The following is a 14,852-nucleotide window of genomic DNA, read 5'->3' on the forward strand; positions in this document are numbered from 1 at the left end:
CCAGCGGGCAGGGCTGCCGATCCATTCTCCAGACTGCTGCCCGCACCTTTTCGTGTGCCGGACACAGCAATAAACAGCAATAACAGGAAGCAAAATGACCAAATACTACAACAGGGAAACCCTCCACCCCGCGGCTCTGATGCACGCAGAGGAGGCGGCGCAAGGCAAGCTGGACCGCCGCGAATTCCTGAGCCGGGCAACCGCACTGGGGGTCACTGCCTCTGCAGCCTACGGGATGATCGGCCTCAGCCAGCCGGTGCAGGCGGCGGCCAATGCGCAGCAAGGCGGCACCATCCGCATCCAGCAGGTGGTGCGCGCGCTGCTGGATCCGCCGCTGTTCAACTGGCCGCAGCTGGGCAACCTGGTGCGCGGCTATCTGGAATATCTGGTGCAGTACAACGCCGACGGCACCTTTGAACCCCGCCTCCTGGAAAGCTGGGAAGTCAACGAAGACGCCACCGAATATCTGCTGCACATCCGCCCCGGCGTGAACTGGAACGACGGCCGCGGCACCCTGACCGCCAAGGACGTCGCCTATAACTTTGCCCGCTGGTGCGATGGCAAATGGGAAGGCAACTCGATGGCGGCCCGCATGGGCTCCCTGCAGAACGAGGCCGGCGACGGCCCGGCTGAGGGCGCGCTGGAAATCGTTGACGACCTGACCCTGAAACTGAAACTGACCCGCCCGGACATCACCATCATCCCGGCGGTGACCGAATACCCCGCCGCCATCGTGCCGGACGGCTGGTCCGGCGATCCGGGCGCCGATCCCGTAGGCACCGGCCCGTACAAGCTGGTCGAATACGAAGTCGGCGTGAAGGTGGCGCTGGAGAAGAACACCGACCACGAGTGGTGGGGCGAAGGCGCCTATCTCGACCGGATCGAGTTCATCGACTTCGGCACCGATGCATCGACCCATCTCTCTGCCGCGGAGGCCGAGGAAATTGACATGACCTACGAGACCGTGGGGGAATACGTCGACATCTTCACCTCTATCGGCTGGAACGTGAGCGAGTCCGTGTCCGCCAACACCCTGGTGCTGCGCACCAACCGCGACGCAATTGTAGACGGGGCCTCCCCCTATGCTGACGCCCGCGTGCGCCGCGCCCTGGCGCTGGCCTGCGACAACGCGGTGCTGCTGGAGCTGGGCTATGACGGCCGCGGCACCCTGGCCGAGAACCACCATGTCTGCCCGATCCACCCGGAATACGCCGACATCGGCGCCCCGGTCCGCGACGCCGAGGCCGCGCGCCAGCTGATGGAAGAGGCCGGGATGCTCGATTTCGAGCATGAGCTGATCTCGATCGATGACGACTGGCGGCGCAACACCACCGATGCGCTGGCGGCGCAGATGCGCGATGCCGGCCTCAACGTCAAACGCACCGTGCTGCCCGGCAACACCTTCTGGAACGACTGGGACAAATATCCGTTCAGCTCCACCGACTGGGGCCACCGCCCGCTTGGGGTGCAGGTGCTGACGCTGGCCTACAAGACCGGGGTTGCCTGGAACGAAACCGGTCTCGCCAGCGCCGAGTTCGACAGTATGCTCGAAGCTGCTTCAGCGATCGCCGACGCCGATACCCGCCGCGGGCATATGGAGAAGATCGAGCAGTTCATGCGCGACGACGGAACCATCATCCAGCCCTACTGGCGCTCGCTCTACCGCCACGCCCGCCCCGGCGTCATCGGCGCCGAGAGCCATCCGATCAACGAAATCCACGTTCACAAGCTGGCGCTGGAGGCCTGACCGCCGCTGGGCTTTGGCAGAAACAATAACTGCGCACACCGGTCTCGGTGTGCGTATACTTTTTCTCCATAGATGTTACCGCCAAGGGCACGGGTACAAAAGAAGGGCTGTATCAGGGCATTCCCGTTGCAAGGGTGCCGAAGACGAAACTTCCGAGCGTCAATAATACGGGAACCGAGGTAACTGGAAAGCCGCCCCGCCACGGCGAATTTCGGTAAGGAAACAACATCTGCAATCAGTAGTAAGCATCGGACAGTCCGATGAGCGGAACCACCTTCACAGGCACTGCAGGAAATCGCCCCATGTCGTCTGCACTGCCCCGTCACCACCCAGTTTGCAAAAGTAAAACTGATCGCAGGGAAAACCCAGGCAGGCAAAAACCGGGCTGCTTGGGAATTTCAAAGTTCCACGCCATTGGCTTTGGCAAGATCCGTGCCACTGTCCAGCAGCGCTCTGCGAACGGCTGTTGCTATCGCAAGGGCAGCCGGGGTGTCGCCATGCAGGCAGATGGTGTCGATGCGGGTTTCGATGCGCTTGCCGCTGGCGGTAATGATGGCGCCTTCGCGCACCATCTCTACCATCCGCCGCCCGGCCTCTGCCGGGTCATGGATCACCGCGCCGGGCAGGCTGCGGTCCACCAGCGTGGCGTCGTCGTTATAGGCGCGATCAGCAAAGATCTCACACGCTGTCTTGCAGCCCAGCTCCCGCGCTGCCTGCTGTTGCGCGGTGCCCGCCAGCACCATCACAATGATTTCCGGGTCCACCGACAAGGCCGCCTGATAGCAGGCCCGCGCCATCGTCAGATCTTCCGCAGCCATATTCGCCAGCGCACCGTGCAGCTTTAGATGCCGCACCGCGCCGCCCGCCGCGCGCGCCATCGCCTGCGCCGCGCCCAGCTGGTAGCGCACCATATTGCCAAGCGTCTCACGCGGCACCGACATCCGGCGGCGGCCAAAGCCCTGCAGGTCGGGAAAACCCGGATGCGCGCCGATGCCGGTACCCTTGGCCACCGCATGTTTCATAGTCGCGGCCATCACATCCGGATCGCCCGCGTGAAAACCGCAGGCGATATTGGCCGAGGTCACGATATCCAGCAGCCCGGCATCATCGCCCAGGCTCCAAGCGCCAAAGCCTTCTCCCATGTCGGCATTCAGATCGACGGTTCGGGTCATGTCATCTCCTCACAAGACATCTTCTTCACCGGCAATCACTCCGCTGATCAGCTGAAAGGACAGCAGGTTGGACATGCTGCGCGGATCCCGGATCAAGGGATAGCACTGGCTGCGCAGCCCCTCGCGCCGCTCCGCCTCTGCCCGCTCCAGCGCTACCGCTTCCTCCATCGCAATGAAACGGAAGCGCAGCTCTGCTCCCACCGCCGCCTGCGCCAAAACGGGCAAATCGCAAGGCAGCACCGTGCCGATCCGCGGGTAGCCGCCGGTAGTCTGGCTCTCCGCCAGCAGTACATAGGGCGTGCCGTCGCCGGTCACCTGGATGTCACCGGGCACAATCACCTCCGACACCACCGTTCGCGCGCCGTTTGGACGGAAGCCCTCGCCATCGCTCTCCATCGGAACGCCCATCCGATTGCCGCGGGCGCCGCGGCGGAAGGCCGTTTGCTCAAACCACATCAGCTCGGCCTGCGGGAACAGCGACGTCTGCAGGCTCGCCACAACCCGCACGGTGCCGCCCTCGAACCGGTTCTCCGGTGCCAGCCCCAGCCCGGTGATGCCGCCGCTGTCCGGGCCGGTGTCCAGCACGTCGCCTTCTTTCAGCGGCGCACCGATGCCCGCCGCCAGATGCGCTGAACGCGCGCCCAGATGCTCCGGCGTCTGAATGCCGCCACCTACGTGCAGATAACCATAGCTGCCGCTGCGGGCCGCACCGATCATCAGCCGCGCCCCCGCGGGCAGCAGGTGGCTGGCGTTCCAGGCTACGGCGGCACTGTCGATGCTGGCCCGCATCGGCGCGCCGGTCAGCGCGATGCGCAGATCGCTGTCCGCCTGGAACTCACCGCCCATGCCGGGCATCTCAACCGCCGCCAAATCCGCGCCCTGCCCCAACAGCGCCGCGCCCTCGGCCAGCGCCAGCCGGTCGGCAGCACCGCCGCGCGAAACCCCGTATTCCAACCAGCCCGGGCGGCCGCCGTCCTGAACGGTCACCCCCGGCCCGGTACGCAGTACGGTCAACGTGCCGGTCATGACAGATCCTCCGCCTTGGCACCGCCCAGCGGGTCGCGCCGCAAACCTTGCAGCTCTTCCGGCGTCACTGGGGTGAATTGCACCTCATCGCCGGGCCGCAGCAGGAACGGCTCCTCCGCATCGGGGCGGAACAGCCGCACTGCCGTCTGACCAGCATGCATCCAGCCGGTAGGTGCCGCCACCGAGAACAGCACCAGCTGCCGGATCGCCACCGCCAGCGCCCCTTCCGGGATGCGTGAGGTCAACTGGCTCTGGCGTGGAATGTCCCAGGCCTCCGGCAGTTCACCCAGATAAGGCTGGCCGGGGGCAAAGCCGATGGTCTGCACCCTGACCCGCGACGCCGACAGGGAGGCCACCGCCTCCGCCTCGGTCATGCCCGCAGCCTCCGCCGCCTGCGGCAGCTGCGGTGCCAGCTCTGTGCCGAACACCGCCGGGATCCGCCACAGGCGGCGCTGGCCGGGCAGCCCTGCCGCGTACCAGTCGCGCTGCGCCAGCAGCGTCCCCAGCCGCGCCCGCAGCGCCGCATGGTCCAGATGCCGCAAATCAAAGCGCACATAGGCCGACACCAGCGAGGTGGAGACTTCCTCGACCCCGTCCCAGCTTTCTTGCGCCAGGGCAGCACGGAACGCCAGGGCGGCGCGGTTGGCAGGCTCGCTCAGGCGGCTGCCAAAGCTCACCAGCATCCCGTCCACACCTACCGTGCGGATTTCGGGGACGGGTGTTGCTGCGCTCACCTCAGCCATCACATCTGCTCCGGCAGGAAGGTCACGATTGACGGGAACAGCACGATCAGCACCAGCGCCACGACCATCAGGAAGAAAAACGGCAGCGCCGCCTTGGCCACGGTCAGAATGTCCCGCCCGGTCAGCGACTGCAGCACAAACAGGTTGAACCCGACCGGCGGGGTGATCTGCGACATTTCCACCACGATCACCAGGAAGATACCGAACCACAAGGGATCAATGCCCGCCTCCAGCACCATCGGCATGATCACCGAGGCGGTCAGCACGACCACCGAAATCCCGTCGAGGAAGCAGCCCATGATCACAAAGAAGATGGTCAGCGCCGCTAGCAGGGTGAAGGTCGACAGGTTCAAGGAGCCGATCCACTCCGCCAGGATGCGCGGAATACCGGTGAAGCCCATCGCCACGGTCAGGAACGATGCCCCCGCCAGGATAAAGGCGATCATGCAAGAGGTGATCGTCGCCCCCATCAGCCCCTCGGTAAAGCTCTGCCGGTTCAGCGAGCCGGACTGCCACGACAGCAGCAGCGCCAGCACCACGCCCACGGCGGCGGCATCGGTGGGCGAGGCAATCCCCACATAGATTGAGCCGATCACCCCGCCGATCAGCAGCACCACCGGCAGCAGCCTGCGGGCGCGCTTCAGCTTCTCGCGGAAGGTGGCGGCAATGTCCTCGGTCGGCAGCTGGCTGCGGTTGAGCAGCGCCCAGACCACCACATAGCCCACGAACAAACCAACCAGCAGCACGCCGGGCAGCACGCCCGCGACAAACAGCCGGGCGATGGATTGCTCGGTCGCCACGCCATAGACGATCAGGATGATCGACGGCGGGATCAGCAGCCCCAGCGTGGCGGAACCGGCCAGGGTGCCGATCACCAATTTTTCAGGATAGCCGCGGCGCGCCAGCTCCGGGATCGACAGCTTGCCGATGGTGGCAGCGGTGGCCGCGGACGACCCCGACACCGCGGCAAAGATCCCGCAGGCAAAGACGTTCACATGCAGCAGCTGCCCGGGCAGCCGGTTCATCCAGGGCGACAGCCCGGTAAACATGTCCTCCGACAGGCGCGAGCGGAACAGGATCTCGCCCATCCAGATGAACAGCGGCAGCGCCGCCAACGCCCAGGAGTTGCTGTGGCCCCACATGGTGGTGGCCATCACCAGCCCCAGCGGCGCCTCGGTGAACAGCGCCATCGCGGCGATGCCCACGCCCAGCAGGGCAAAGGCCACCCACAGGCCGGCGCCCAGGAACAGGAACAGAAGGACCAGAAGAATGATGGAAAGCGCGGCAACCGACATGATGATCCCCTATTCGCTCAGAAGATTTTCGCCCTTGCCCTCCCAGGAGGGCAGCGCGCCGCGCAGCATGGAGACCAGCTCGTCCGCCAGCGCCAGGGTCAGGATCGCAAGGCCCAGGGTGACCGGCGCCTGCGGCAGCCACAGCGGCACCGACACCATGCCCGCGCTGCGGTCGCCGAACTCCAGCGACTCCAGCAGCAGCAGCCCCATGTACCAGGTGGCATAGCCGCTCATCGCCAGCGCCAGCAGGATCACACCCAGTTCAGTTGCGCGGTGGGCGGCAGCAGGCAGCCGGTTGGTCAGCAGCGTCACCCGGATATGGCCGCCCGCCCGCAGCGCATAGGCCAGTGCCAGAAAGGTCGAAGCCGCCAGGAAAAAGCCGGTGAAATCCGCATAAGACGGGATCGTCAGCCCCACTCCGGTTCCGGTCAGCGCCACCGCGATCTTGTCAGCGAGGTTCAGGCACACCTGCGCAAAAACCAGCGCCACGATTGCCACGATGAACATTGCTGCCAGCCCGCCGGCCGCTCGGTAGATGAAATCAAGCACAACCCGCATGGCTGCTCCTCCTCCCCAGGAGACCGGACGCCGCCCCCGGCGTCCGGCCATGGTCACGTTACTGCTGGTAGGCGTTCAACAGGGTGGCACCGGCCTCCCCGGCCTCGCCTTTCCAGCTTTCCAGCATCTGCGCCCCAATCGCGCGCAGGCCGTCCATCAGCTGTTCCGACGGCTCGGACACGGTGATGCCATTCTCCTTCAGCACCTCGATCTGGCTGCTGGTCTCGGCCCGGCTCATCTCCCAGCCGCGCGCCTCGGCCGCTGCCGCGGCTTTCAGAATGGCGGTCTGGGTCGCCTCGTCCAGACGGCGGAAGGCCCGCTTGTTCACCACCACGATGTTCTTCGGGATCCAGGCCTGGATGTCGGTGTAATGGGTCAGGAAGTCCCACGCCTTCGAATTCACGCCGGTGGAGGGCGAAGTAATCATCGCCTCGACCCGGCCGGTGCTGAAGGCCTGCGGAATGTCCGGAACCTCAACTTGGGTCGGCGCGGCACCCGCCAGGTTGGCGAACTCCTCCAGCGTCGCGTTGTAAGTGCGGAACTTCAGCCCCGCCAGATCCTCGACACTGTTGATTTCCTTGGTGGTGTACAGCCCCTGCGGCGGCCACGGCACAGCATAAAGCGCCATCAGCCCCTGCTCGTCCAGCAGCCCGTCGATCACATCCTTCTGCGCCGCCCACAGCCGCTCGGCCTCTTCATAGCTGGTCGCCAGGAACGGCAGCGAGTCTGCGCCGAACGCCGGGTTGTCATTGGCCAGCAGCGACAGGAAGAACTCGCCCGCGGGCACCTGGCCGCTGCGCACGGCTTTGCTGATTTCCGGATGCTTGAACAGGGATCCAGCCGAATGGACCTTGATCTCCAGCCCGCCCTCGGTCGCCTCGGCCACGTCGCTGGCGAACTCAGAAATGTTCTTGGTGTGGAACGTGGCGTCCGGATAGGGCGTCGGCATGTCCCAGGTTGCAGCAAGGGCCGGCACCGATAGCCCGGCGATCAGAACGGCCGCGCCGCCCAGCATACGCGAAAATTGCATGTTTTCCTCCCAATGCGAAACATTGCAATAATGTACCCATAACGCTGACATTTTGTCAACGTTTTGCCAAGGTGCAACCACCGCACTGCCCCGTCCGGCAGCGGCCACAGGCCGGACAGCCTGCTTGATCTCCTTGATACTTTACCCTTTTATGACCACATGCAGATAAAACGCCGGGGTTTTATCAACAAAGAAGGGGCAAAAGATGGCCGAAAAGAAACCGGATTCCCGCCGAATCGTCTCCTCCCGCCACCTGGCCGAGGGCGAAGGCTGGGAGCTGTCGGAACTGGAGTTTGGCCTGATCATCGCCTCCAACGCCTTTTCCCGCTGGATGACCCGCTGCATGGCGGCGGCAGGTCAGCCGGATCTGAACCCGCTGGAAATCCTAATCCTCCACAACGTCAACCACCGCGGCAAGGACAAGCGCCTGTCCGACATCTGCTTTCTGCTCAACATCGAGGACAGCCACACAGTGAACTACGGCCTGCGCAAACTGCTTAAGGCCGGGCTTCTGGCCTCCGAAAAACGCGGCAAGGAAGTGTTTTACCGCACCTCGTCCGAGGGCGCAGAGCTATGTGCGGCCTACCGCGACGTGCGCCGCCAGTGCCTGCTGGACGGACTGTCCGCCGCCGACTTACCGGGTAAGGATCTGCGAGAGCTGGCCCGCAGCCTGCGAGCACTCTCGGGCCACTACGACCAGGCCAGCCGCTCGGCGGCATCACTCTAAGCTCCTGCTGGATTGGCCAAGAACAGCCTTTTTTCGGCTAACCTTGCCCCAGAAAATTGCGCTTATGTCTTGGCTAATCCAATTGAGGTTTTGAAATGCAGTGCTGCAGTACTGGTCCTATTACTTGGCCGTGTTGTCCCGGCTTCCGACAACAGGCCAGAACCGAAATGCTAGCGGAATGGTAGAACTATCGCCGCCAGATCGGGTGCAGGACCAGTGGTGGAACGCTGCCGCCCCATAGGCTCTAGACGCCATTGTTACACGGCATGCTGACTCTTATGATCGGGATAACCGACCAGCCATTGGTCTGCTTCAAAACAATCCAGATTTTTCTGCCAGGTCCGGCCAGGCCAGAGTAACTCCACCGACAACTCGTCAGGGTGATAGGCAGCTGTGTAGAGCGTGCCGAACCCTTTGTTGAAGGCAAGGGAATACAGTGGCGGCTTGAGGAACGTTCCGACAAACTTTTCTTTTGTTTCCGGATGTAGCGTCAACCTCTGCAGCAAAAAACGCTCCCTCTCAACAGACGCCGTAAGACGCGCATGACTTGCCCACTCGACGCGTTCCTGGTGGTTGGTGGCGACGGCCGCATGAGTGATCAGGGTGGGACGGTCTGGTGCAAGGAAAGCGGTAAAGTAGTTCCGGTCACGGTCAAGCACTGTCACGTTATAGCTCATGTGGCTGGGTACACGCCGCAGAACATCCTTTGCTTCTTCGATGGTGGAACAGACCTGCAGCAGATACCGGAGGATTAGCGGCACGCCGAAGCCATCCCCCATCGCACGGCGTCCACCGAAAGTCAGAGAAACAGTCAACCCGGCATCATTCATTCCGTCGAGAAGGCCGAACAAACCATCTGAGGTGCCCATCACGTCCCTCCCGTCCCACCCGGTCTTCAGGAATACCGCATCAAAGGCGAGAGGGTTGTAGTCGTAATTACGGACCAGCAGCGGCTCCTTGCCTGGCCAGATTGCCTGGCTGCAGCCGGCCAGATAGCGCGGCGGGCAAAAAAAACTGAGAAACCGGGACTCCATATCACCACCTCCGACCGAGGCGCACAACTTGTCGTAGAGCCCCACCATCTCGGGCATATGTGTTAACAGCGCTCTGCGGCACTCTGAATAAGTAGGCCGACCAGAGAGGCCCTCGCCAGCCCACCAGTCCAGATAAGCAGTGCGGTATTCAGAAAAGAGTCCGGCCAGTTTTTGCCCCGGCTCCGTTTCCTGCACGGCGCGGAATTTCAGTCTCATTCGCCTTACATAATCTTGAAAGCCGGATCCTCAAAGGCCTGTGCTGACGGAAGCGGCCGCGCAGTATAGGCGCTTTTGATTCCGTCAATCCAACGTTTCGACTTCTCTGTCAGCTGGAAGCCCTTGGTCATCGACCGCCCGCGGGTAACGAGGATGCCCAGATCAGCCCCCTCGTAGCGGTAGTCGCCCGCATTCGAAATACGCAGGAAAAAGGCCTCATCCTCACTTTCAACAGCGCGGCGGTGGTAGTCGAAGCGATCGAATACCACCTGACCGTCCGGCAGCATCCTATAGATGCCGGATTCCGGGGCTTTGGCCACGATATCCACGGTGTCCTCTGTATGTTTGATCACCATCTGTGACCAGGAATCGATCATGTCCGGGTCCGCCCAGCGGGCGTTCAGTTCCTCAACATCCAGCTTGAACGGCTTTTTCGAGAACTCCAGAAGATGGAACAGAAACAGGGGCGCATCGGCATGAGCGAAGGCCGCATGGTTGGTCATCGAGGACGCCCCCGTGATACGCGGATTAAGCTCACCCAGCCAGATTTCGCCGGTTTTCTTGTCGATCAGGAAATCGAGTTCGAAATAGCCGCGATAGCCCTCTTTGCGCAGCTGCTCGCCGAACTTGAAGGTCAGCTCGCGTGCCTTTTCGCGTGTCTTGGGTGGGAAGGCAGTAGAGAAAATCTCATTGCCGCACCAGCCGCCCCGGTAGGGCGTTAGTTCCTTAAAGCCGACAAGCTCTGTCATCAGCGGGCCGACGATTGTGCCTTCGGAGGTGCAGCAGGCCTCGATGGCCGAGCCGCGGCAATCGATCCGCTTCATAATCTTGATTTCGCCCTGTCCGACGATCTCATGCTCGTGCTTGCGGAAGTCGGCCTCGGTCTTAATGAAAAACGTTGTATGGCCGGAATCCCCGAAGGCGCTTTGCAGCACCAGATCACTGCCAAGATCCGCCTTCTTGCAGATCTTCTTCAGGTGATCATAGCTGTCGACCTTTGACAGCGTATTCGGAACAGAGGGCACGCCGGCCTTGTTGCCAACACGTACGGTCTCGATCTTGTTATCCATCTTGGTCCGCAGCTTCGCCTTGGGGAACCAGACCTCACCGCCAAGTTCCTTGGCCAGCTTTTCAGTCTTCTCATCAAACATCAGGAACACAAACTTCGGCTTGCCGCCGCGTGTCTTGACGTAGTCGATGACTTCCTTGTGCTGCAGCAAGTAGTTGTTGATGTCCTCGATAGACTGAAATTCATCATGCGGCAGCTCAGAAGGCACCAGCACGTTGGGATGGCGGCCATCGAAACAGTCCATGTAACAGATATACTTGAAATTCTTTACCCACTCGTCGAGTCCAAGAAGATTGAAGTTGGTCGCTGAGACAAAATAGACCGGGTCCGTATTGGTGTGGAAATAGCGGCGGATCTCCGAAATGTTGTTCAGAACTTTCTTCGGCATGTATCGTCTCCCAGTAAATTCAATTTATCGTTGGGTTTCTATTTCTTGGCGGGCGTCTATTTCTTGACGGACTTCAGGGCCTCCTTGGTGAAAACGCGCAGCCCCAGATCAGCGCGGAACCCGTGGATTTCGCTGACATCAAGTGCCCGCATGAACGACAGGATTTCCGGACTGATGACTTGGCCGGGCACCAGAATCGGAAAGCCGGGCGGATAAGGAATTATAAAGCTGGATGACACCAGTTCCTCGCCCGCCTCCAGTCTCTGCATCAAGCTGTCATCTGTCGGAATATAATCACAGTTGTCCTCGTTGTAAGCGAGGAAGAAGGCGGTACGGATATCGCCCTCCGGCGTGTCCTTGCCCGCCCGGAACGCATCGTGGAACCGGCTGAAATCCGGCAGCGGCGGCACGTGCTCCACCAGCGCCGACACCCGGTTGTCAAACGACCGGCGCTCCATCTTGGAGGCATCGTCCAGAAGCTCGTCCAGATCGTTGGCGATCTCTACCAGTACTTCGATCAGATAGGCGACCGAAGACCGCGTGGTACCGATATTGGTCATGAACAGCACAGTGTTGCGCGAGGTCTTGTTGATCTGGATCCCGTATTTGTCCATCAGGATCTTGGTCTTGAATGTGTCGCCGTCCCAGCCAGTGCCGCCCACCGCAAGGGTCACGCGGGTCGGGTCCAGCACAAATTCATCCTGGCTCCACATGTTCCAGGTGTCGATCCAGCCGTGATCGGGGTCATAGTAGGCCTCAACACCGCTTTCGCGATAGGTTTCCGGGATCATGTCGCCGGCAGTCAGTACCCGGAAATATTTCCTCAGCAGCGGATTGTCGGATATGGCGCGCCGGATCGACATCGCGCTTTCGATCTGCTTTTGGACAAACTCGAACCCCTCCAGTTCCACCTGCCGCCGACCAACATCCAATGAGGCGATAATCTGATAATTCGGCGAGGTCGAGGTATGGGTCATGTAGGCTTCGTGGAACGCCTGCTCTACTTCACCTTTAAAGTCCTGGTCGTTGACATGGATCATCGATCCCTGGCGCAGCGAGGTCAGCGTTTTGTGCGTGGACTGGGTGGCATAGGCCCGCACCCTCGCGCCCGGCGGCGGCACCAGCCGGGTGTTCAGCCAAGTCTCCTCATCAGCGTTCTTCAGCATTTCCTGCTGTGCCTCCCAGGCCTCCGCCGTCTCCGGGCTGCGCAGCGTCTCCCGCAGCGTATTGGCGACGCCCATGGCAGTGCGCTGGCGGTAGGTCGGGTCAAAGCGCGCAAAAGCAAACCACGCCTCGTCCCAGAGGAAGATCAGGTCCCTCTTAATGGCAAGGCATTCCTCCATCACCCGGCGAACATTGTATACGATGCCGTCAAATGTGCAGTTGGTCAGAAGGACCATCCGGACCCGGTCCAGCTTGCCGGCTGCCTTCAGCCGCAAGAGCGTGTGCTTGATTTCGTGCAGCGGCACCGCGCCGTACATCGAATGCTCATGCAGCGGGTAGCTGTCCATGTAGGCCACGCTGGCTCCCGCCAGCACCATTCCGTAGTGGTGCGATTTATGGCAGTCCCGGTCCACCAGCACGATGTCGCCGGGGCGGACCACCGACTGCACCACGATCTTGTTGCAGGTCGACGTGCCGTTTGTTGCAAAGAAAGTATGCTTGGCGCCAAATGCCCGCGCCGCCATGTCCTGGGCTTCCTTGATCGGGCCACGCGGCTCCAGCAGGCTGTCGAGCCCGCCGGAAGTGGCGGATGTCTCAGCCAGAAAGATGTTGGAGCCATAGAACGCCCCCATGTCCTGAATCCAATGCGAGCGGCTGATCGATTTGCCGCGGCTGATCGGCATGGCGTGGAACACGCCTGTGGGCTGTTTTGAATATTCCTTGAGCGCAGTGAAGAACGGCGATTTGTAGCGGCGGTCCACTCCGCGCAGGATATTTAAATGCAGCTCCTGGAAATCTTCCTGATTATAGAACACCCGCCTGCAGCGGCCGAGATCCAGCCCGGCGATGTCTTCGGCGGAGCGGTCGGTGACCAGATAAGCGTCCAGTTCCGGCCGTATCTTCTCTATCAAGCGGCAGGCCTCGGGGCCGTATTGGTGCGGATCAATCGAGTCGACCGACTCCTCCTCGCTTACGCGGGTCAAATACTGGTTCAGGATAGGCAGCTCAATCTTGGACTTCAGCGACAGCCCCGGGCGCACCACCACGGCCTGCACATTGTGATTGAACAGAATGCCAATCAGCGCATCTTCCAGCGACGGCACAATCACCGGCTCGTAGATGAATGGGTCTTCGATCCGCCGCATCCGCAGAAGGTTCTGCCGCAGGAACCGCTCCTGCGATTCTGACACGTCATCGACGATCATCACCTCGAAATAAGGCCGTCCCAGCGCCCGTGCTTCGGGCGCGAGCGACGCTTCATCTTCGTAGTCTTCGTTGTCGATCTCATCCGAGGACAGCGGAATAGACCGCCGCCGGTACGCCCCAGAGGTCAGCGCCCGCGCAATACGGCGCACCGACACCGCCAGATCTTCCACATTGCCGTGCTGCAGCAACTTTCGCAAATGCTCGAAAGCGTGGATACCCGGAAACGCCCAATAGCGTTCAATCGGAGCCAGAACATCAAACAGATGCTCTGCCGCGGCCATCAGTTTCTCGCTCTGACGGCCCTCCTGACGCTGCCGGGCCAGCCCTTCGGCCGACTCCCGCAGCGAACTCCATCTGTCCGCCCGCAGCTGGGTTGCACTATAATAATCCCGGATCGACGGCAAAGCCTTCCTTTGCGGCTGCAAGTTCAAAACCTGCCTCCCTTCTGTCGCGTCAGGACCTGCGCCGCCTTCCGGTCCGGTTAATCAGAACCCGTCTTTCCAGGAAAAACGGAAAATTGATGCGGCGAATGTAACGTCTGCTCAAAATTCTCAATCGAGCTGCGCGGGTCGGAGGACTGCAGCCCGCGCTGCGATCCCTGACCCGGCGTCTCAAGCGGCCCCAGCGTTTTCAGATAGGCATCAGCCCCGCTGGTGCGGTCGTATACAGTGAACTCCGCTTCCCGGTCGCGGAAGCTCTTCAGAACCTGCCCCAGTCCCTTGAGGCCTGTCTCACGCTGGCGCCGGACCTGATCCAGGTCGATCTCGATCGGGAACATATCCTCCTGCCCCGCCGACTGGTGCAGCACGGTGGCCGAAGGGTCCACCACCAGCGAACGGCCGACGCCGCCGGCGCTCAGCCCGTTGACGTCGAATACATAGCATTGGAACTGGGCGGCGGTCGCCCGTGCGATTGCGATCTCCGCCTCCCGGTCGGTTGTGCCGGTCAGCACCGGGTGCAGCAGCACTTCCACCCCCTGGCTGGTCAGCTGCCGCGTGGTTTCCGGGAACCAGATGTCATAGCAAATCGACAGGCCGAACCGGCCAACTCCGGGCACGTCAAACACACAGAATTCGGTGCCGGCCGAAATCCCCGCCTCATACGGTCTGAACGGGAACATCTTGGAGTATTTTGCGACGATCTCACCTTCCGGGTTGATCACCACGGAGGTGTTGAGAATCCGGCCATCTTCGGTTTTTTCGAACATGGAGCCGGGGATCAGCCAAATACCAAATCGGCGGGCGTCTTCCTGGAACTGCTGCAATGCATCATTCGGAAACGATTGAGCAAACTGGTCCAGCGGCCCATAAGGTGCCAGTTCAGAAAATAGCACCATCTGCGTCCAAGGAAACCGTGCCATCAGTATTTCAATCCTATGGCGCATTGCCTCGACATTCGAGTGAAGGGCAGCGACATGCATCTGAACACCAGCAATTGCGAAAGGTGTCATATTGGGCAGATCTCCAACTATCTTTGT

Annotated in this window: 12 protein-coding genes; 2 read left to right on the forward strand and 10 right to left on the reverse strand. The window is 61.6% G+C overall.

Annotated features, from left to right (window positions below; all coding sequences use genetic code 11):
• The first annotated feature begins 94 nt into the window (after window positions 1-94).
• Complete coding sequence (locus tag RA25_RS19170) at window positions 95-1,747, forward strand: ABC transporter substrate-binding protein (protein ID WP_019297911.1); 1,653 nt, start codon at window positions 95-97, stop codon at window positions 1,745-1,747.
• 398 nt (window positions 1,748-2,145) lie between these two features.
• Here the strand turns inward: RA25_RS19170 and RA25_RS19175 are convergent, their stop codons facing one another.
• From RA25_RS19175 to RA25_RS19200, 6 genes are read right to left on the reverse strand one after another with little or no spacing between them, the layout of a single operon-like run.
• Window positions 2,146-2,919, reverse strand: coding sequence for a LamB/YcsF family protein (locus RA25_RS19175; protein ID WP_019297912.1), 774 nt, complete (start codon window positions 2,917-2,919; stop codon window positions 2,146-2,148).
• A 9-nt stretch (window positions 2,920-2,928) separates the two neighbouring features.
• Window positions 2,929-3,945, reverse strand: coding sequence for a 5-oxoprolinase subunit C family protein (locus RA25_RS19180; RefSeq protein WP_039174472.1), 1,017 nt, complete (start codon window positions 3,943-3,945; stop codon window positions 2,929-2,931).
• On the reverse strand, window positions 3,942-4,688 hold the full coding sequence (locus tag RA25_RS19185) for a 5-oxoprolinase subunit B family protein (protein WP_039174473.1): 747 nt from the start codon (window positions 4,686-4,688) through the stop codon (window positions 3,942-3,944). The genes RA25_RS19180 and RA25_RS19185 overlap by 4 nt, the downstream gene beginning before the upstream one ends.
• A complete protein-coding gene (locus RA25_RS19190) occupies window positions 4,688-5,983 on the reverse strand; it encodes a TRAP transporter large permease (protein ID WP_039174474.1) in 1,296 nt (431 codons plus the stop codon). The genes RA25_RS19185 and RA25_RS19190 overlap by 1 nt, the downstream gene beginning before the upstream one ends.
• Before the next feature lie 9 nt (window positions 5,984-5,992).
• Complete coding sequence (locus tag RA25_RS19195) at window positions 5,993-6,541, reverse strand: TRAP transporter small permease (RefSeq protein ID WP_039174475.1); 549 nt, start codon at window positions 6,539-6,541, stop codon at window positions 5,993-5,995.
• 58 nt (window positions 6,542-6,599) lie between these two features.
• Window positions 6,600-7,571: a TRAP transporter substrate-binding protein gene (locus RA25_RS19200; RefSeq protein WP_019297917.1), complete on the reverse strand. Its 972-nt coding sequence runs from the start codon at window positions 7,569-7,571 to the stop codon at window positions 6,600-6,602.
• A 205-nt stretch (window positions 7,572-7,776) separates the two neighbouring features.
• On the opposite strand from RA25_RS19200, the gene RA25_RS19205 reads away from it, so the two are divergent.
• A complete protein-coding gene (locus RA25_RS19205) occupies window positions 7,777-8,298 on the forward strand; it encodes a winged helix DNA-binding protein (protein ID WP_019297918.1) in 522 nt (173 codons plus the stop codon).
• A 257-nt stretch (window positions 8,299-8,555) separates the two neighbouring features.
• On the opposite strand, the gene RA25_RS19210 is transcribed toward RA25_RS19205, so the two are convergent.
• From RA25_RS19210 to RA25_RS19225, 4 genes are all read right to left on the reverse strand, one after another.
• Complete coding sequence (locus tag RA25_RS19210) at window positions 8,556-9,548, reverse strand: C45 family autoproteolytic acyltransferase/hydolase (RefSeq protein ID WP_193747994.1); 993 nt, start codon at window positions 9,546-9,548, stop codon at window positions 8,556-8,558.
• A 5-nt stretch (window positions 9,549-9,553) separates the two neighbouring features.
• Window positions 9,554-11,005: a biotin carboxylase gene (locus RA25_RS19215; protein ID WP_039174476.1), complete on the reverse strand. Its 1,452-nt coding sequence runs from the start codon at window positions 11,003-11,005 to the stop codon at window positions 9,554-9,556.
• A gap of 56 nt (window positions 11,006-11,061) precedes the next feature.
• On the reverse strand, window positions 11,062-13,779 hold the full coding sequence (locus tag RA25_RS19220; RefSeq protein ID WP_039174478.1) for an aminotransferase class I/II-fold pyridoxal phosphate-dependent enzyme: 2,718 nt from the start codon (window positions 13,777-13,779) through the stop codon (window positions 11,062-11,064).
• Window positions 13,780-13,856: 77 nt separating this feature from the next.
• Entirely contained in the window at window positions 13,857-14,825 is a 969-nt protein-coding gene (locus RA25_RS19225) for a carbon-nitrogen hydrolase family protein (RefSeq protein WP_039174481.1), read from the reverse strand.
• Window positions 14,826-14,852 lie beyond the last annotated feature (27 nt).

The organism is Leisingera sp. ANG-S5 (genome assembly GCF_000813925.1).
In the GTDB taxonomy this organism is placed as follows: Bacteria; Pseudomonadota; Alphaproteobacteria; order Rhodobacterales; family Rhodobacteraceae; genus Leisingera.